Origin of the sequence: Bradyrhizobium sp. AT1 (assembly GCF_001590795.1) — a bacterium.
In the GTDB taxonomy this organism is placed as follows: Bacteria; Pseudomonadota; Alphaproteobacteria; order Rhizobiales; family Xanthobacteraceae; genus Bradyrhizobium.
Map to the genome: position 1 here is coordinate 6,253,013 of NZ_JXDL01000001.1, position 18,121 is coordinate 6,271,133.

Annotated in this window: 18 protein-coding genes; 10 read left to right on the top strand and 8 right to left on the bottom strand. The window is 64.4% G+C overall.

Annotated features, from left to right (window positions below; translation table 11 throughout):
* Nucleotides 1–96 precede the first annotated feature (96 nt).
* The gene (locus tag SE92_RS28965; protein ID WP_063201201.1) at nucleotides 97–1,557 is read left to right on the top strand and encodes a glycerol-3-phosphate dehydrogenase; all 1,461 of its coding nucleotides are present in this window, start codon (nucleotides 97–99) and stop codon (nucleotides 1,555–1,557) included.
* Here the strand turns inward: SE92_RS28965 and SE92_RS28970 are convergent.
* The gene (locus tag SE92_RS28970; protein WP_063201205.1) at nucleotides 1,554–1,856 is read right to left on the bottom strand and encodes a type II toxin-antitoxin system RelE/ParE family toxin; all 303 of its coding nucleotides are present in this window, start codon (nucleotides 1,854–1,856) and stop codon (nucleotides 1,554–1,556) included. The genes SE92_RS28965 and SE92_RS28970 overlap by 4 nt on opposite strands.
* Nucleotides 1,853–2,158, bottom strand: coding sequence for a hypothetical protein (locus SE92_RS28975; RefSeq protein ID WP_349510043.1), 306 nt, complete (start codon nucleotides 2,156–2,158; stop codon nucleotides 1,853–1,855). The genes SE92_RS28970 and SE92_RS28975 overlap by 4 nt, the downstream gene beginning before the upstream one ends.
* A 47-nt stretch (nucleotides 2,159–2,205) precedes the next feature.
* Here SE92_RS28975 and SE92_RS28980 point away from each other — a divergent pair, with 47 nt between their 5' ends.
* From SE92_RS28980 to SE92_RS28995, 4 genes are read left to right on the top strand one after another with little or no spacing between them, the layout of a single operon-like run.
* The gene (locus tag SE92_RS28980; protein ID WP_063201207.1) at nucleotides 2,206–3,378 is read left to right on the top strand and encodes an ABC transporter ATP-binding protein; all 1,173 of its coding nucleotides are present in this window, start codon (nucleotides 2,206–2,208) and stop codon (nucleotides 3,376–3,378) included.
* A complete protein-coding gene (locus SE92_RS28985; protein WP_063201209.1) occupies nucleotides 3,375–4,289 on the top strand; it encodes an ABC transporter permease in 915 nt (304 codons plus the stop codon). Before SE92_RS28980 ends, SE92_RS28985 begins: the two co-directional genes overlap by 4 nt.
* A gap of 4 nt (nucleotides 4,290–4,293) precedes the next feature.
* Entirely contained in the window at nucleotides 4,294–5,106 is an 813-nt protein-coding gene (locus tag SE92_RS28990) for an ABC transporter permease (RefSeq protein ID WP_063201212.1), read from the top strand.
* 15 nt (nucleotides 5,107–5,121) lie between these two features.
* Nucleotides 5,122–5,619, top strand: coding sequence for a DUF6622 family protein (locus tag SE92_RS28995; RefSeq protein ID WP_063201214.1), 498 nt, complete (start codon nucleotides 5,122–5,124; stop codon nucleotides 5,617–5,619).
* Here SE92_RS28995 and SE92_RS29000 read toward each other — a convergent pair whose 3' ends face one another.
* From SE92_RS29000 to SE92_RS29020, 5 genes are all read right to left on the bottom strand, one after another.
* Entirely contained in the window at nucleotides 5,620–6,612 is a 993-nt protein-coding gene (locus SE92_RS29000) for a hypothetical protein (RefSeq protein ID WP_063201216.1), read from the bottom strand.
* A gap of 113 nt (nucleotides 6,613–6,725) precedes the next feature.
* Nucleotides 6,726–7,592 carry a carbohydrate ABC transporter permease gene (locus SE92_RS29005; RefSeq protein ID WP_063201219.1) on the bottom strand — a complete coding sequence of 289 codons (867 nt, stop codon included), beginning with the start codon at nucleotides 7,590–7,592 and terminating at the stop codon, nucleotides 6,726–6,728.
* The gene (locus tag SE92_RS29010; protein WP_063201221.1) at nucleotides 7,589–8,461 is read right to left on the bottom strand and encodes a carbohydrate ABC transporter permease; all 873 of its coding nucleotides are present in this window, start codon (nucleotides 8,459–8,461) and stop codon (nucleotides 7,589–7,591) included. Before SE92_RS29010 ends, SE92_RS29005 begins: the two co-directional genes overlap by 4 nt.
* Before the next feature lie 97 nt (nucleotides 8,462–8,558).
* Nucleotides 8,559–9,944 (bottom strand): ABC transporter substrate-binding protein, encoded by a 1,386-nt coding sequence (locus tag SE92_RS29015; RefSeq protein ID WP_063201222.1) that lies wholly within the window; start codon nucleotides 9,942–9,944, stop codon nucleotides 8,559–8,561.
* A 196-nt stretch (nucleotides 9,945–10,140) separates the two neighbouring features.
* Nucleotides 10,141–11,121 carry a LysR family transcriptional regulator gene (locus SE92_RS29020; RefSeq protein ID WP_063203822.1) on the bottom strand — a complete coding sequence of 327 codons (981 nt, stop codon included), beginning with the start codon at nucleotides 11,119–11,121 and terminating at the stop codon, nucleotides 10,141–10,143.
* Nucleotides 11,122–11,239: 118 nt separating this feature from the next.
* Between SE92_RS29020 and SE92_RS29025 the strand changes: the two genes are divergently transcribed.
* A complete protein-coding gene (locus SE92_RS29025) occupies nucleotides 11,240–12,316 on the top strand; it encodes a 4-oxalomesaconate tautomerase (protein ID WP_063201224.1) in 1,077 nt (358 codons plus the stop codon).
* Between the two features lie 54 nt (nucleotides 12,317–12,370).
* A complete protein-coding gene (gene dctA, locus SE92_RS29030) occupies nucleotides 12,371–13,756 on the top strand; it encodes a C4-dicarboxylate transporter DctA (protein ID WP_063201225.1) in 1,386 nt (461 codons plus the stop codon).
* 120 nt (nucleotides 13,757–13,876) lie between these two features.
* Here dctA and SE92_RS29035 read toward each other — a convergent pair whose 3' ends face one another.
* The gene (locus SE92_RS29035) at nucleotides 13,877–15,763 is read right to left on the bottom strand and encodes an AsmA family protein (RefSeq protein ID WP_063201227.1); all 1,887 of its coding nucleotides are present in this window, start codon (nucleotides 15,761–15,763) and stop codon (nucleotides 13,877–13,879) included.
* 271 nt (nucleotides 15,764–16,034) lie between these two features.
* Between SE92_RS29035 and SE92_RS29040 the strand changes: the two genes are divergently transcribed.
* From SE92_RS29040 to SE92_RS29050, 3 genes are read left to right on the top strand one after another with little or no spacing between them, the layout of a single operon-like run.
* A complete protein-coding gene (locus tag SE92_RS29040) occupies nucleotides 16,035–16,742 on the top strand; it encodes a CoA transferase subunit A (protein ID WP_028151658.1) in 708 nt (235 codons plus the stop codon).
* A gap of 15 nt (nucleotides 16,743–16,757) precedes the next feature.
* A complete protein-coding gene (locus SE92_RS29045; protein WP_063201230.1) occupies nucleotides 16,758–17,408 on the top strand; it encodes a 3-oxoacid CoA-transferase subunit B in 651 nt (216 codons plus the stop codon).
* Nucleotides 17,409–17,430: 22 nt separating this feature from the next.
* Nucleotides 17,431–18,066, top strand: coding sequence for a GNAT family N-acetyltransferase (locus SE92_RS29050; RefSeq protein WP_063201233.1), 636 nt, complete (start codon nucleotides 17,431–17,433; stop codon nucleotides 18,064–18,066).
* The last annotated feature ends 55 nt before the right edge of the window (nucleotides 18,067–18,121 follow it).

Sequence of the window (18,121 nt, forward strand, 5' to 3'; positions counted from 1 at the left end):
ACGCGTAAGACTATGAACCAGAGCCCCGTTCCGATTTCATCGGAACGGAAATGGCTCTAGAGATGAAGGGGCGCTTCGCTCCTTCTCGACGGCTTCATGGCGGATTACGACCTCGCGATCATCGGTGGCGGCCTGAACGGTGTCAGCCTCGCGCGTGATGCGGCGGGTCGCGGTCTGCGGGTCATCCTTTTGGAGCAGGGCGATCTCGGTGGTGCGGCGTCCTCGGCGACGCCGCGGCTGATCCACGGCGACTTGTCGGTGCTGGAGCGACGCAGGTTCCGGCGCGTCCGCGGGGCGCTGGCCGAGCGCCGGGTCTGGCTGCGGATCGCGCCGCATCTGGTTCGGCCGATGCGCTTCGTGATCCCCGCGCATTCCGACGAGCGTCCGCCCTGGCTGTTGCGGGCCGGTCTGTATGTCTACGACGCCCTCACGAGTCGGGGCGGCCTGCCACCATCGGCGACCCTCGATATCACCCATCATCCGGTCGGCAACGCGCTGAAGCGCCCGTTCGGCACCGCCTTCGAATATTCGGACTGCGTCGTCGACGATTCCCGTCTGGTCGTGCTCACGGCACTGGATGCCGCCGAACGCGGCGCTGCGATCCGGACCGGTGCGCGCTGCGTGCTTGCCGATCAAACCGACATCTGGCGGCTCGCGGTGGTCGATCGCGGCCATCGCCGCACGATCACGGCGAGGGCGCTGGCCAACACCACTGGCGCGTGGGCGTCGATGGTCGCGGAGACGGTGCTGCGTCAGCCGCAGTCCCCTGCGGCGGCGATGCAGATGAGCCAGATCATCGTCCCCAGGCTGTTCGATTCGGACAACGTCTATGTCTTCCAGAACAATGACGGACGCCTGATCTTCGCCTCCCCTTTCGAGCGGGAATTCACGCTGATCGGCACGGTCACGCATGACTTCACCGGCGATCCCGCCATCGTGGCGATGCGAGGGGCCGACGTCAGCTATCTCTGCGAGGCGGCCAGCCGCTATTTCCGCGAGCGTGTCGCTCCGACGGACGTGGTCCGCACGGTCTCCGGCGTCAATTTGACGCCGACGGCCGCACGGCGAGGTGACGGCACGACCTTGTTCCATGCGCGCCGGCGCAAGGCGCCGCTGATCACGATGTTCGGTGGCGACGTCACCACCTCGCGTCTGCGCGCGGAGCGGGCGGTGACGAAGCTGACGCCGTTCTATCCGATGTCGCCGCGCTGGACCGCGGGCGCGGCGCTGCCGGGTGGAGATTTCGCCTGGGATCGCTTCGACACCGAAGTCGATCTTGCACGCGACCGCTGGCGTTTTCTCTCCGAAGCGCAGGCCCAGCGCCTGGTTGCCGCCTATGGCTCGCGCCTGCCGGCCGTGCTGGGCGAGGCCAAGACCCGTGAGGAGCTCGGCCCAGCTTTCGGTCCCGAGCTCACCGGCGCCGAGGTGCGCTATCTCATGACCCGCGAATGGGCGCGCTTTCCGGAAGACATCCTGTGGCGCCGCTCCAAGCTCGGCTTGACCATGCCGGCGGCCGACCGTGACGCGCTGGCGGCGTTCATGGCGGGCGTGAACTAGATCGAGCCGTGCGAGCCGGGCATCCCGCCGGGATCGCGAGCTCCATGACGGATGGCATGGATGATGATCTCCTCGTTCCCAATCTCGTAGAAGACGAGAAATGGGTAGGGCGTCGTGGTCAGCCTACGAATGTCCGGATCATCGGTTCGCAGGCCGATTTCGGGATGCGTCAGCAACAGATCAATCACGTGCTGAATGCGCTGCTGGACGCGCGCCGCTCCCCGAGGCGACGCTTCGGCAACGTAGGTCAGGATAGAATCGAGGTCGGCGAGGGCCGGGAGCGTATAGCGGAGTTTCACAGGCCGTGCTTGGCCCAGGTCGCGCGGACTTGAGCTTCGGTTGCGAATTCGCCTCGCTTGGACGCCTCCTTGGATGCGGCAATCGCCGACCTCTCATCCTCCGAGAGGATGACGGGAGCAGATGCTTCCGCGCCGGCGAGTTGCAGGACGATTCGGGCAATATCGTCCTGCGCGTCCGCCGGCAGACTGCGTGCGATCTCCAGGGCCTGGTCCAGCAACTTGGTCATGCCTGTCAGCATACGCTTTTTGGTGTCCGGCATGAAGGCCAATTTGGAACGAGCCAGCGCGACATGGTTGAGCAAAGCCCGATCGGCGGCTAGCGTGCGCCGGAATCGGGGTGGCAGGGAACATGACGGACGAGTGGCTCAGAACGGATGGCGCGGCCGACGCGGCCGCGGGAGACGTGCTTCCCGCCGCGGGTCAGCCGCTGCTGCGCATAGAGGGCGTCGCCAAGACCTTCGGGACGTTTCGGGCCGTGGACGGCGTGTCGCTCGACATCAAGGCCGGCGAGTTCTTCGCGCTGCTCGGGCCGAGCGGCTGCGGCAAGACCACGCTGCTGCGCATGCTCGCCGGTTTCGAGGCGCCGGACGAAGGGCGCATTCTGCTCGGCGGCAGAGACATCGCGCAGGCGCTGCCGCACGAGCGTCCCATCAACATGATGTTTCAGAACTACGCGCTGTTTCCGCATCTGTCGGTGCGCGACAACATCGCCTTCGGCCTTAAGCGCGCCGGCATGGCGCGTGCCGACATCGCCACGCGAGTAGCCGAGATGGTCGCGCTGGTGAAGCTCGAAGGGCTGGAGAAGCGCAAGCCCGATCAGCTCTCCGGCGGCCAGCGCCAGCGCGTTGCGCTCGCGCGTGCCCTGGCGCGGCGGCCGCAGCTCCTGCTGCTCGACGAGCCGCTTGCGGCGCTCGACAAGAAACTGCGCGAAAGCACCCAGGCCGAGCTGATGGAGCTGCAGCGCAGGCTCGGCACGACCTTCATCATCGTCACCCACGACCAGGAAGAGGCGATGACGATGGCGAGCCGGATCGGCGTGATGAAATCAGGCAAGCTTGCCCAGGTCGCTGCGCCGCGCGAGCTCTACGAGGCGCCGCGGTCGCGCTGGATCGCGGAATTCGTCGGCGACATCAATCTGTTCGACGGCGAGTCAAAATTGCGCGACGGGCATCGTCTGGTCGTCGGCACCCGTGATGCGGGACCGCTGGTGGTCGCTGAGCCGCGCGAGCCGCTCGGTGCTGGAAAGTTCTCGATCGCGGTTCGGCCCGAGAAGATCAAGCTGTCGCGCCGGGGCCCGGTGAGCGAGGCCGGCCGTGAAACCGCGATCAACGTTCTCGACGGCGTGATCGCCGACATCTGCTATCTCGGCGGCACCACCACCTACAAGGTGAAGCTCGACACCGGTGGGATGGTGCAGGCCTCCGTCGTCAACAGCGCGCGTATCGACGTCGATGCCTACAGCCTGAACCAGCATGTCGTCGCCTGGTTCTCTCCGGACGATTGCGTGGTGCTGCCATCATGAGCGCCCGCCGCATCTTCGCGCGTCCCGCGCGGTTTTCCGCCATCGCGCCCTATGTCTGGATGGTGCTGTTCTTCCTGGTGCCGTTCGCCTTCGTGCTGAAGATCAGCCTGTCGCAGACGGCGATCGCGCAGCCGCCATACGAACCCGTGTTCGACCTGACGGCGGGATGGGACGCGCTGAAGACGGCCCTTGCCGCCTTGTCGATCGACAATTTCAGGCTGCTGATTTCCGACGACCTCTATGTGTTCGCATATGTGCGCAGCCTCACCGTCGCCGTCACGGCGACTGCGCTGTTGCTGCTGATCGGCTATCCCGTCGCCTATGGCATGGCGCGGCTGCCGAAGAACTGGCAGGCGGTGGCGATGGTGCTGGTGATCGTGCCGTTCTGGACCTCGTTCCTGATCCGGATCTATGCCTGGATCAACATCCTCCAGCACGACGGCCTGCTCAACCAGATCCTGCTGACGCTCCATCTGGTCGGCCAGCCCGTGGTGTGGCTCTCCACCGACACTGCGATGTATATCGGCATCGTCTATTCCTATTTGCCGTTCATGATCCTGCCGCTCTACGCCACGCTCGCCAAGATGGAGCCGGCGCTGGAGGAGGCGGCCGGTGACCTCGGCGCGCCGCCCTGGCAGGTGTTCTGGCTCGTCACCTTCCCATTGTCGCTGCCCGGTGTCGGCGCCGGTGTGCTGCTGTGCTTCATTCCCATCGTCGGCGAATTCGTCATTCCGGACCTGCTGGCCGGCTCCAACTCGCTCATGATCGGCCAGACCCTCTGGCTCGAATTCTTCACCAACAAGGACTGGCCGGTGGCGTCCGCGGCGGCCATCGTGCTGCTGGCGGTGCTGCTGGTGCCGCTGTTGCTGTACGAGCGGCTGCAGAAGCGACAGCTCGAACAGGGGCGGTGAGGCGATGCGCAAGGTCTTCCGCCTCTCCCGCTTCAACATCGCCTCGCTCGCGCTGGGGCTGGCGTTCCTTTATCTGCCGATCCTCATCCTCGTCATTTATTCCTTCAACGCCTCGCGGCTGGTCACGGTGTGGGGCGGCTGGTCGCTGCGCTGGTATCACGAATTCTTCAACGACCGCGCCATGATCGAGGCGGCCTGGATGAGCCTGCGGGTCGCGGTCTCCTCCGCCAGCATCGCCACGCTGCTCGGCACGCTCGCGGCGGTGGCGTTGTCCCGCGGCGAACGGTTTCGTGGCCGGACGCTGTTTTCCGGCATGCTCTATGCGCCGCTGGTGATGCCGGAGGTGATCACCGGATTGTCGCTGCTGCTGCTGTTCGTGGCGCTGAACGCCGAGCGCGGCTTCTGGACCGTGACCATTGCGCATACCACGCTGACGATGTGCTTCGTTGCCGTGGTCGTGCAGTCGCGCCTCGGCTCGCTCGATCGCTCGCTGGAAGAGGCCGCGATGGACCTTGGCTGCGACCCGGTCCGCGCGTTCGTCGCGGTGACCTTGCCGCTGATTGCGCCCGCGATCGTCGCCGGTTGGATGCTGGCCTTCACGCTGTCGCTCGACGATCTCGTCATCGCGAGCTTCACCACCGGCCCCGGCTCGGCGACCTTGCCGATCCGGATCTATTCGGAGGTGCGGCTCGGTGTGAAGCCCGAGATCAACGCGATCTGCACGCTGGTGATCGCCTTGATCGCGGTGGTCATCGTCATCGCCTCGCTGGCCTCGAAGCTGTCGAGCGCGCAGGGCGAGAGCGCGGCGCCGTTGTAGGCACAGGAGCTGCTGATGACGACGGCCTACCAAATCCTGACTCATACGCCGCTCTGGGTCTGGATGCTCCTCGCCTATCTCATCTGGCAAGGCATGCAAGCGATGCAGCCACGCACGACGCCGATCTGGCGCGCGTTGATCCTGCCGCTCGTGTTCATCGTCTGGGGCGTCTCGCGGATCGGTTTCGGACACCAGGCGAGTGCGTGGCCGCTGGTCGTGTGGATCGCAGCGGCGCTGACACTGCTGCCGCTGGGCGTGCTGACGCCGCGGCGTTTCGATGTGGATCACAAGACAGGTGAGATCATTCGCCCGGGTAGCGCGTTCGCGTTGATCCGCAATCTCATCGTGTTCTCGTTGCAATATGCGGTCGGCGTGATCTCGGCGATCGACGCCAGCGACCGCGCACTGGCAATCATCGTCGGGCGCGCCATCTCGGGCGCGACCGCCGGCTATTTCATCGGCTCGACGGTCGCGCTGCTGATTGCCTATCGACGCAAGCGTGCCCTCGGCTGATCATCGCGGCCGGGACGCGCGTTTCGAGCCCTTCGCGCCTGGCGAGCGCGCCCGCGTCGCGGAAGCCGCGACGGGGCCGGCATATCGTGCGCGCACGGCGTCCTGAACGGCCGCGCCGAGCTGCCGCAGCGCCAGCGCATCGAGCGGAAACTCCAGCAGGATATGGATCAGGCTCAGCGCGAGCAGGAAGGTGAAGCCGAACGCGTAGTCGTAGAAATAGAGTGCGGTGGCCGCCGCACTGGCCGCCGCCATCGCGGCCAGGCGCGGCTTCGGCACCGCGGTCCAGCGGATCACGTCGGCTTTGATGAACCAGTTGAGGTAGTGATAGGTGTAGACGAAGGCGAGCAGACTGGTCAGCCGGGTGTCGAGCACGAGGCCGGGCACGCCGAACAGCCGGCCGAGGGCCGGGCCGACATTGCCGAAATAATCCTGGCCGACCCGGGCGAAGCTTGCGATGCGGATTTCGGCGGCCGGGGGCAGCAGCAGAATCGCGGCCATGGCGATGAGGTAGGCGACCACCAGCGCAGCCTGCACGCGGCTACCGGACCTGTAAGCGCCGAGCACCATGAAGATCAGCGTGAACAGCGAGACGTGGATCAGGGTCGGAATCAGGATGCCGACGACGGCGAGCGAGGATCCGCTCGAATACATGATCGCTGACAGGGCGATTGCCGCCATGAACAGCAGCATGCTCTCGATCGCCGAATTCGTCGCCGCCAGCATGGCACACACGATCAGCGCCGCCCACATCGCAAAGCCGAACCACGAAGCGTTGTCGATCAACGCCGCGATCACGGCCACAATGGCAAGGGCCGCCGCGATCCCGCGATGGGGCAGATAGTAGCTGCGGTCATGCAGCCACGAGATCTCGGTGAAGTAATGCGCCGGACCAAGCACGACATAGGCCAGCAGCAGCAGCTCGAACGGCACCAGATAGGCCGCAGCGAGCGCCAGCAGCATCAGGCCGAGATGGATCGCGTCGTTGCTGCGCATGATGCCGGGCCCCGCCTTGGGTCCCGCAGGTTAGAGCAGGCGCGGACAATCTTCAATTGCCCGCGCTGTCGCCCAAACGCCTTGCTTGTAGCGCCGCGATGCGTCCTGTCGCGTCAGGACTTCACCGCACCCGCCGTGAGCCCGCCCACCATGTAGCGGCGGAAGGCGTAGTAGACCGCGGCCGGCGGCAGCGCGTAGATGAAGCCGGTGGTCATCAGCAGCTCCCAGGGCGAATCGTCGGCCGCGAGGAAGTTGCCGAGCGCGACGGGGAGGGTGATCTCGCGGTCGTTCGAGAGCAGCAGGAACGCGTAGAGATATTCGTTCCAGGCCAGCAGCACCGCATAGGTGCCGATCGCGACCAGCGAGGGCATCATCAGCGGCAGATAGACCAGGCGGAAGATCTGCAGCGTCGTGGCGCCGTCCATCACCGCCGCCTCGTCCAGCTCGACCGGCAGCTTGTCGGAGGCCTGCTTGAGCACCCAGATCGCGTAAGGCGAGGCGATCGTGACCATCGCCAGGATCAGCGACCAGTGATTGTTGAGCAGGCCGTAATTGCCCATGGTGCGGTACATCGGCACGGCGAGGAACGCCGCGGGGATGAAGTAGGTGAAGAGCGCGAGGTTGAGCACCACGCGTCCGCCCGGCACCTTCAGCCGCGAGATCGAGAACGCGGCGGCTGTCGCGATGAACAGCGTCAGCACGCCGACGGACGCCGCGATCACCACCGAATTCCAGAACTGGATGTAGAAATCGCGCAGGAAATAGTGCTGCTGCTTGAACACGATCTCGAAGTTGTGCAGCGTCGGGTGATCCGGCCACAGCTTGCCCGAGAACGCGTCCTCCTTCGGGGAGATCGCGAACAGGAACATGTGATAGATCGGGATCATCGTCCACAGGAAGACGGGAATGCCGATCAGCAGGAGCCGCGCTTCGGTCCCGACTTCGCGCCAAGAAAAATCTTTTACGCCGGGGAGCTTCATCGCGACAACCGTTTCATCATGAAGTACACAAGCGGCAGGACGAACGGCATCGCGCAGACGATGGATGCCATCGCCAGCGAGAGCTGGTCGAGCCGGAGATAGCGGATGCCGAGCGTCGACAGCACATGCGTGAGGTCGGCCGGGCCACCGCCGGTGAGCAGATAGACGCTGTTGAAGTCGCCGAGCGTCCAGATCATCGAGAGCAGCGTGCAGGTGACGTAGAGCGTCTGCATCGACGGCCAGGTGATGTAGCGGAATTTCTGCCACCAGCTCGCGCCGTCGACTTCGGCGGCCTCGAACAGATCGTGCGAGATCGCGAGGCGGCCGGTGATCAGGATCAGCGTCCAGAACGGCAACGACTTCCAGATGTGCACGGCGATCGCCATGGTCAGCGCCACGGTCGGATCGTTCAGCCAGTTCGGGCCGTCATCGCCGGTGAGCGAGAAGATGAAATGGTTGACCATGCCCCATTCGGGATTGAGCATGAACCGGACCGACAGGATGGTCGGGATCGACGGCACCGCCCAGGGCAGGATGAAGATCACCGAGAGCCATTTGATCCAGGGGCGCTGCACCGCAAAGAAGCCGGACAGGAACAGCGCGATCAGCATCTTGATGTTGATGCCGATGACCAGGAAGATCAGCGTGTTGACCGCAGCGCGCGCGAAGATCGGGTCGTTGTAGAGCGCGACATAGTTTGCCGGAGCGCGCGCCAGCCACAGTCCGTAGCAGACGGGATAGACCACGAAGGCCAGGAAAACCAGCAGATAGGGCGCAAGCAGCACGATGCCCCAGACCTGCGCCGGGGTCAGCCGCGACGACAGGGGCGGGCCGGGGAGTGCCTGATCGCCTGAGAGCGTGATCGCCATTCTTTTTGGACTCTTCAAAGAGAAGCCGGCCGCAAAACGCGGCCGGTGTTGTTCTTACACCTCTCCCCGCAGAACGGGGAGAGGGAGGGGGTAGACCTTAACCCGCGACCTGCTTGATACGGGCGATCAGTTCGTCGACGGCCTTGTCGACCGGAACCTTCTCGCTGACGACGCGGTTCATCGCCTTCGCCCACACGTTCTCGTTGTTGAGGATGGTGAACTTCCAGTTCTTGGTGAAGTCGAACGCCGCGGTGCCGCCCTTGAACTGCGTGTAGACGGCCTTGCGGTGCTTGTCAGCCTGCCAGAACGGGCTCTCCTGGCTCTCCTTCGTCACCGGGAACCAGCGGCCGAGCGCGCCCTCGATGTAAGGACGGACGTTCTCTTCCTGGAGCAGGAAGCTGATGAACTGCTTGGCCTCGGCCTTGTTCTTGGCCGCGGTGAACACCAGTCCGGTCTTGACGTCGGAGCGGTAGCGGATGGTCGAACCATCAGGCGCCTTCGGGAAGGACGCGGTGATGATGTCCTGCTCATAGGCCTTCTTGCCGGCCTCGCGCTGCTCGGGCGTCAGTGCCTGGTTCGAGGAATCCTCAAACCACTTCGCAGCGATCGAGATCGTGAAGTTGTGGGTCATCACGATGGTCTTGTTGTGGAAGGCGACGTTGTTGTCCGGATCCTTCCAGGTCGTCGAGGACGGCGGCGTGCAGCCCTTGATATAGGTGTCGGTATAGTCCTTCAGGGCGTGGATCAGGTTCTCGCGCACCTTGGGATCGTCGACCGTGAGCTTGCCGTCGTCATCGACCAGCTTGACGTGATAGGCGTCCATGAAGGTGTAGAACGACTGGAAGGCGTCGGTGGATTCCACGCCCATCGGCTGGCCGACGGCGTAGATGCGCTGGCCGGTGGCCTTGCGGATCGCCGGCTGCACCTTGTCGCACCAGAAGGTCCAGTAGCCGGTCCAGTCGGTCGGGATATCGGCCAGTTTGAAGCCCGCCTTCTCCAGCATGTCGTTCCAGATCTGGACGTGCATGCTCTGCTGCTTCAGCGGAAAGCCGTAATAGGCCTTCTTCTTGGTGACGTCGTTGTAGAGGATCGACGCGTCGAGCGTGTTCTGCACGAACCGGCCCTTGATCGGCTCCATGACGTCGGTGAGATCCTCGAGCTTGCCCTCATAGGCCCATTTGCCCTGCGCCTGGACGTCGTAGGAATCGGAATAGGCGACATCGGGCACGGTGCCGGCGTCGAGCGCGGCGACCGTCTTCGGAATCATGTCCTGGATCGCGTATTGCGACAATTCGACCTTGATGCCGGTCTTGGCTTCGAACTTCTTGATCGTCTCGAGCAGCGCGTCGTCTTCGGAGCGATAGAAGCCCTTGCCCCACCAGACCGTGATCGTCTTCTGCTGCGCAAATGCGGGTGCAGCGGCTGCAAACAGCCCGGCCGCAGCGACCGCCAGTGATACTGCGCCAATAACCTTGGATTTCACGTTTTTCTCCCTCAAACGGCCGGTGTTTTTAACCGGTCGAAAAAAACACTAGCGCAGTATGGTAGCGCAATCAACGCAGCATGTTGTCAGACCTAGGTCGCGGTTGAAGAGAGGCTGTGGAGGCGCGAATTCGCGTATCGATCCAAAGGCCGCATCAATACATGCCAATCAATTCGCTTCGTGGTGTCTGGCCTTCTCAGCGTTTCCCGCGCGGGCCGGTCGCAGCGGCGTTCGGGCTGATGTCGGCAGATCGGGAACGCGGCTTGCCTTGCCCGCTCGTGGGGGCAGGCGAGTGCCACGCTTCGAGCAGCATCTTGAGAAACTGACTGGCATGCGGGGATAGCATTGCTCCGCGCCTGCGCACGATTCCGATCGTCCGCGACACCTCAGGTTCGACCAGGGGAATGGTGTGAATGATCGGATGGCCCGCGGCCGGCGTCGCCAGCCGCGGTAGCACGGCGATGCCGAGGCCCGCTTCGACGAGGCCCAGCGAGCCGGAGAGGTGCGCGACCTCGTAGGACCAGTTCAGCTGCAGGCCGTGTCGTGCCAGCGCATTGTCGATCAGTGCACGATTGCCGCTGTTGCGACCGACGGTGATGACCCGGTGCGGCGCGATCTCCGGCCAGCTGACCTGCTTGCGCGATGCCAGCGGATGGTCGTGGCGACAGGCCAGCACGAAAGGATCTTCGACCAGCTTCTCGAATTCGATTTCGGCATGCGAGGCGCCGATGAAATTGATGCCGAAATCAACTTCGCCGCGCGCGACCGCTTCCAAGCCTTCATTGGCGCCAATGTCCAGAATGCGGATGCGAATTCGCGGATAGGCCTCGGCAAACCGGCCGATCGCACGCGGCAGGAAGTAGAACACCGCTGTCGGCACGGCCGCCACCGAGACCAGGCCTGAGCTTCGCGCGCCGATATCCTGGATGGCGAGCACCGAGGTCTCGAACTCGTCGATGAGGCGGCGCACCTTCGGCAGGAAGTCGCGGCCGGTCATGGTGAGATTGACGTGACGCGTCGACCGTTCGAGCAGCGGCGCGCCGAGACTTTCCTCGAGCTTCTGAATGCGCCGGCTGAGCGCGGGTTGCGACAGGTTGAGCGCCTTGGCGGTGCGGACGAAGCTTCCCGTCTCCGCCACGGTGATGAACGCCTTGAGGTCAAGCAGTTCCGCGTTCATGGCAAGCTCCAATTATACCGATAATCGAAATAATACCTCAGATATTTGCATTTCACAAAAGAGTTCTGGCGAGGGATGCTCTGGCCCGCGCGAGATTGTCGCCAAACGGAACAGCTCCATGAACGATCAGATTGCCATTCCCTGTGTGGTCATGCGCGGAGGCACCTCGCGCGGACCTTTTTTCCTGGCCCGCGATCTTCCGGCCGACGCAGGATCACGCGACGCGGTCCTGTTGTCCGTGATGGGAGGCGGACATGATCTTGGAATCGACGGGATCGGCGGCGGCAATGCCGTCATCAACAAGGTCGCGATCGTCGGACCGGCATCGGTGCCCGGTGCCGACGTCGACTACCTGTTTGCCCAGGTGCGTGTTCGAGAAGGCATCGTCGATACCTCGCCGAATTGCGGAAACATGCTGGCGGCGGTGGGGCCGTTCGCAATCGAAGTCGGTCTGGTCTCTGCCACCGCGGATCGCACCCATGTACGCATCCACAACGTCAACACCGGCAAGCTGATCGACGCGACGATTGCCACGCCGGGCGGACGCGTGACCTACGACGGCGAAGCGCGGATCGATGGCGTGCCGGGAACGGCCGCGCCGATCGAATTGTCGTTTCCCGACGCGGCCGGCGCACGCACCGGCCGTCTCCTGCCGACCGGACGAGCGGTCGATCGCATCAACGGAATCGATGTGACCTGCCTCGATGCGGCGATGCCGGTCATGCTGGTCCGTGCGGCGGATCTGGGATGCAGCGGCCGCGAGGCGCCTTCCGACTTTGCCGACAGCGGCTTCCGCGCGCGTCTCGAAGATTTGCGGATCGAAGCGGGACGACGGATGGGCTTTCCCAATCCCGCGGACATGGTGATCCCAAAGCCGGTTCTGATTGCGCCTGCGGGCGGGGCGACGTTGAACGTCAGATACTTCATGCCGCACGACTGCCATAGCGCGCTCGCGGTGACCGGTGCGGTCGCGATCGCCACGGCGTGCGTTACATCAGGAACGATCGCTGCAGAGATGGTCGGACCGCTGGCGCCGCCAGTGCCGATCACGCTGGCCCATCCCTCCGGCCAACTCGTGGTCAGGCTCGAGCCCGGCCCGGTCGCCCGGGTGTTGCGGACAGCCCGGCGAATCTTCGAGGGCCACGTCTTCGCGCGCCGGTCACAAGTGCCTCATTATTCGGTGCTGGCGGCCTGAAGCCCGCGCCCGCGAAAGTCATCACAAAAAATCAGAGCCATGGGAGACGTGAGAATGCACAAGGAAGCGCTGGCGGGGCATGCGAGAACCGAGGCTCGGAAGCCATTCTACCGGATTCTCTACGTCCAGGTGCTCATGGGCCTCGTGCTCGGTGTCCTCACGGGCCATTTCTGGCCCGAATTTGGCGCCGCGCTGAAGCCGTTCGGAGACGGCTTCGTCAAGCTGGTCAAGATGATGATCGCGCCGATCGTGTTCTGCACCATCGTCAGCGGCATCACCAGCATCAGCGATTCCCGCGAGGTCGGCCGCACGCTGGTGAAATCCATGGCGCTGTTCTATCTGCTGACGGTGCTCGCGCTGTTGGCCGGGCTCGTCGCCGTGTCGTTGATCCAGCCCGGCGCCGGCATGCATGTCTCCGTCAGCACGCTGGATCCGTCGGTGGCCGCGAAATTCACCAAGCAGGCCAGTGCGACCGGATTTGCGGACTTCATGCTGCACATCATCCCGCATTCGTTCTTTGGCGCGTTCGCCGACGGTGAAGTGCTGCCGGTCCTGCTGATCTCCATCCTGATCGCTTTTGGCCTCAGCCGCGCCGGCGATGGGGGTGTCGTGGTGACAAAGGCGGTCGCCTCGTTCTCTCACGTGCTGTTCGTGTCGTTCGGCTTCATCATGAAGCTCGCGCCGCTCGGCGCCTTTGGCGCCATGGCGTTCACGGTGGGCCGCTACGGCATCCGTTCGATCGGCTCGCTCGGACTATTGATCCTGACATTCTATGTCGCCTGCTCCGTGTTCGTGGTGGTCGTGCTGGGTACGCTGGCGCGGCTGAACGGCTTCAGCCTGTGGAAGACCATTCGCTACTTCAAGGAAGAATTGCTGATCGTGCTCGGCACGTCGTCCTCGGAACCGGCGCTGCCTGGCGCGCTGCGCAAGCTGGAGCAACTCGGGTGCCGCAAGGGGGTCTCGGGCCTGGTGCTGCCGATGGGCTATTCCTTCAATCTGGACGGCAGCGCGATCTATCTCACCCTGGCGTCCATGTTCATCGCGCAGGCCTGCGACATCCATCTTTCGTGGGGGCAGATCGCGGCGATGCTCGGACTGATGTTGCTGACGTCCAAAGGGGCGGCCGGCGTCACCGGCAGCGGCTTCGTCGCGCTGGTCGCGACGCTTTCGGTGATGCCGGATCTGCCCGTGACCGGCGTGGCGCTGCTTGTCGGCATCGATCGCTTCATGTCGGAGGCGCGGGCCCTGACCAGCATGATCAGCAATTGTGTCGCGTCCATCACGGTTTCGCTGTGGGAGAACGCCTGTGACCGCGAGGTCTTGGACCGTGAACTGGGTCAGCGCAGCACGCCCACGGTCGCTACTGCGCCGAGGATCGCGGCGGCCCCGCTGGTGCGGGAGGACAAAGGCTGGATTTCGACGACGCAATCGGCTGCGTGAGGCTGCCAAGCCAAGAGAATGATTTATCTGAAGCGCGATGACGATGAATCGTCTCGCGCTTCAGATATCGTTTGAACACGATCTCTTCGGAGAGCCGGCGCGTACTGTCCAGATCATGGATCAGTTGGACTTGGCGTTTTCCTTGGCATTCTCGGCCGTCGGCGATCCCTCGGGGCGCTTTCCGCCGCCGGTGATGCGCTGCTTCAACAGATCGAGGAAAGGAGACGCCGCAGGCGATTGCCGGATCAGGCTTTCGGGGTCGGGGAAGATCAGCGGATCGTCCCAGGGGCCCTGCACCATGAAGGGCAGTTGAAAGCCGGACGTCGTATTGAGGCTCGCCACGCCCTTCATGTCGTATTCGCGCGTCGGCACCGACGCGGTGCCGGTCAGCGTGATCTTCGCCGCTGGCCCTTCGATGCGAATGTCCTCCGCGGTGGCGACGCCGTCGGAGAATTTCACCGCGATGGTGAGATTGTTATATGGCGTCGAGCCGTTGCGGAAATTGCCGCCGCCCGACAGCGGCCGCCGCTCCAGGCGCTTGAGGAGCTGTTCGGCGTTGAAGCCCGAGATCGCGCCGTCATGTCCGGTGACGGTGGCGCTGCCGTCGAGCGACTGCACGAGGCCGAACGGGCTGGAGCCCGAGGCGAACAGTGACACGTTGATGTTGCCGCGGCCCGACAGCTTGTTGAGGCCGAACAGTTCGGTGGCGCAGGCCTGGAGATCGACGTCGGTGAACTGGAATTGCGCCTTGATGTCGGCGATGGTGTCGGAGCGCGCGATGCCGAACGAACCCTTGGCGATGCCGCCATAGACCTGGGCCTCGCCGACCGAGAGCGCCAGCGTGCCGTTGCGCAAGTTCGCGCCGATCGCGGTGCGGCCGAGCTTGGTCGGCCCGACCGTCAGCTTGGCTGCCGACAGGCGCATGTCGAGGTCGGTGGTCGACAATCCGTTGAGATCGAACAGCTGCCTGTTCCAGTCGCGGGCCCCGCTCGCGAGCAGGCGGAAGGTCGAGATATAAGGTGTGAAGTCGAGCGCATCGGCGGCGAGCGTCGCCTGCAGCGTCTGCCGGCCGTTATTGGCGTAGGTCATGACGCCCTCGGCGGCGTTGCCGTCGAGCTCGACATTGACGTTGGTGAGAGCGATCGAGGCTCCGACCACGTTGGCGCGCGCCTTCAGCGCGAAGCGGCCGAAGCCGCCGCTGGCGGGCTGCGGCTGTCCGGTCCAGCGCAGCGCGTTGCGCAAGGAGGGGCTGTCGATGGTCAGCGTGCCCTCCATCATCGGGCTGGTGCGGTTGGCGACGCTGCCGTCGAAGGCGAGCTTGAGCGGCGCGCTGGCGATCCGCGCCTTCAGCCCCGAGCGCTCGCCGGAGAGGGCTGCGACGAAATCGGAAAAGCTGATCGTGCCGTCGACGCGCTCGCCGCGCCAGTCGAACTGTCCGGTCGCGGCGAAGGAGCGCGAGATCGAGGGCCAGGCCAGCGACAGGTCGATGTCGTCGAACTGCTCGGTGGCGTGCGTGGCGGCGTCCTCGTAGTCGAGCACGCCGTCCTGGATCCGGATTTCGGAGAACGAGACCTGGTTCTCGGCCCCGGGCTTCATGGTGCGCGCGATGGTCTGGATGAAGGGCGTCCAGTTGCTCTCGCCGTCCGGCTTCAGGCTGACATGGATGCGCGGCCGCAGCAGCGTCAGGTCGGCGATCTCGAACCGTTGCAGCAGCAACGGCAGCAGCTGCAGATTGGCCGTGAGCACGTCGACATGCAGTGCGGGATCACTGGTGCCGCCGCCCTTGAGGCCGACGTCGCGGAAGGAGATGTAGCTCGCCGGCAGCACCGAGATGTCGATACTGCCTGCGACATTGAGCTCGAGTCCGGTGACGTCGCGGATCTGCGCTTCGACCGCCTTGCGCAGCGCGTCGCGGTTGATGAGCCAGGAGGTCGCGATCAGGGCGATCAGCGCCACGCCGAGCAGCGCCGCGATCGGCGTCCCGAGGCGCTTCATTCCTTGGGCCATGGTCAATGGCATGTCCTGATCGGGTTGGTCGTTGGAGCCAGAAGGGCGGGTCGGGAAACCTGCGTGCCCACGCCCAACCCCCGCAACTTGATGGGTTTTCTTGTCGCTTTCAAGGCCGCGGACGGTTCTGCCCACGGCGTGGGCAGCTTCTATCACCCGGGCGCGGTGCGGAGAACCCCGTATCATTGACGGCTTTGGAGGATTTCGCCTAATAATCGCCGCCAATAGGGCGCGACGCCTCCAAGCCGAAGGTTCAGTCGAGGTTTTTTGCATGAACAAGGTCTATCCCGACGCCAAGTCGGCTCTTGAGGGCGTTCTCAAGGACAACATGATGATCATGTCGGGAGGCTTCGGCCTCTGCGGCATCGCCGAGGAGCTCTCGGATGCGATCCGCGAGTCCGGCGTCAAGGGCCTGACGGTGGTCTCCAACAATGCCGGCGTCGACGGCATCGGCCTCAGCCGCCTGTTGGAAACCCGGCAGATCAAGAAGATGATCTCGTCCTATGTCGGCGAGAACAAGCTGTTCGCCCAGCAATTCCTCGCCGGCGAGCTGGAACTCGAATTCAATCCGCAGGGCACGCTCGCCGAGCGCATCCGCGCCGGCGGCGCCGGCATTCCGGCCTTCTACACCAAGACCGGCGTCGGCACGCTGATCGCGGAAGGCAAGGAAGTGAAGGAGTTCGACGGCGAGAAGTACCTGATGGAACGCGGCCTGTTCGCCGACCTCGCCATCGTTCATGCCTGGAAGGGCGACACCGCCGGCAACCTCATCTACCGCAAGACCGCGCGCAACTTTAACCCGATGATGGCGACCGCCGCCAAGATCACCGTGGCCGAGGTCGAGCATCTGGTTCCGGCGGGTGAGCTCAACCCCGACCATATCCACACGCCTGGCATCTTCGTGAAGCGCATCGTCGAGGTCGGTACGGCCAAGAAGCGCATCGAATTCCGCAACACCCGCCCGCGCACGGCAGCTTGAGATCAGGAGACTAAGATGGCCTGGACCCGTGAACAGATGGCTGCGCGCGCCGCCAAGGAACTGCGCGACGGCTATTACGTCAATCTCGGCATCGGCATCCCGACGCTGGTCTCGAACTACATTCCGGATGGCGTCGACGTCAGCCTGCAGAGCGAGAACGGCATGCTCGGCATGGGACCGTTCCCCTATGAGGACGAGGTGGATGCCGATCTCATCAATGCCGGCAAGCAGACGGTGAGCGAGCTGCCGTCGACCTCGTATTTCTCGAGCGCGGATTCCTTCGGCATGATCCGCGGCGGCCACATGGACCTGTCGATCCTCGGCGCCATGCAGGTGGCCCAGAACGGCGATCTCGCCAACTGGATGATCCCCGGCAAGATGGTCAAGGGCATGGGCGGCGCGATGGACCTCGTCGCCGGCGTCAAGCGCGTCGTCGTGGTGATGGAGCATTCGGCCAAGGACGGCGCAAAGCTCTTGAAGAAGTGCAATCTGCCGCTGACCGGCGAGCGCGTCGTCGACATGGTCGTCACGGATCTTGCCGTCTTCACCATCGACAAGCATGGCGACGGCGGCATGGCCCTGATCGAGCTCGCCGAGGGCGTCACGCTGGACGAGGTCAAGGCCAAGACCGAAGCCGAATTCCGCGTCGCGCTGAAGAACACCTGAGATCTTCGAAAATGGGGCGCGCATGACGATACGGTCTGCGCGTCCTGAAGACGCCGGTTTCATCGCACAAACCATCCTGTCATCGCAGCGCGGCTATCGGCCGCGCGGCTGGTTTGACGTCGCGCTCGGCTGGCCTGAAGCGCAGTGCCGCGACTTCATCGCACGCATCGCGGTCGCAGAGGCGGTGTCGATGTGGCACGTCTCGCAATTCCTGATCGACGAGGTCGACGGCAGGCCCGTTGCGGCGCTGTGCGCGCTGCCCGCGGCCGGTACGGGACCTGCAGCCTGGCGCGCGATCGCGGAAGTGGGGGCTGCAACCGGGCTCTCTACGACGGAGCTGGACGCCATCCGCCAAAGGGGCAGCTATACGCGGGCCTGCTGGGTTCAGGGCGGCGAGGGCGACTGGATGATCGAGCACGTCGCGACTGATCCCACCCATCGCGGCCGTGGTCTGGTGCAGGCATTGATCGCGCATGCGCTCGACAAGGGCCGCGCGGCCGGATTTGGGCGGGCGACGATTTCGTTCCTGATCGGCAACGAACCTGCCGAAAAGGCCTATGCAAAAGCGGGCTTTGCCTTTGCCGAGGAAAAGCGCGATCCCACGTTCGAGGCGATCATCGGGGCGCCCGGCTTTCGCATGTTCGCGCGGGCGATTTGATCGCTCCGCGCGCTTGGGGATTGTTGGGAGCAGGATGCCGCCTCAATCGCGTCAT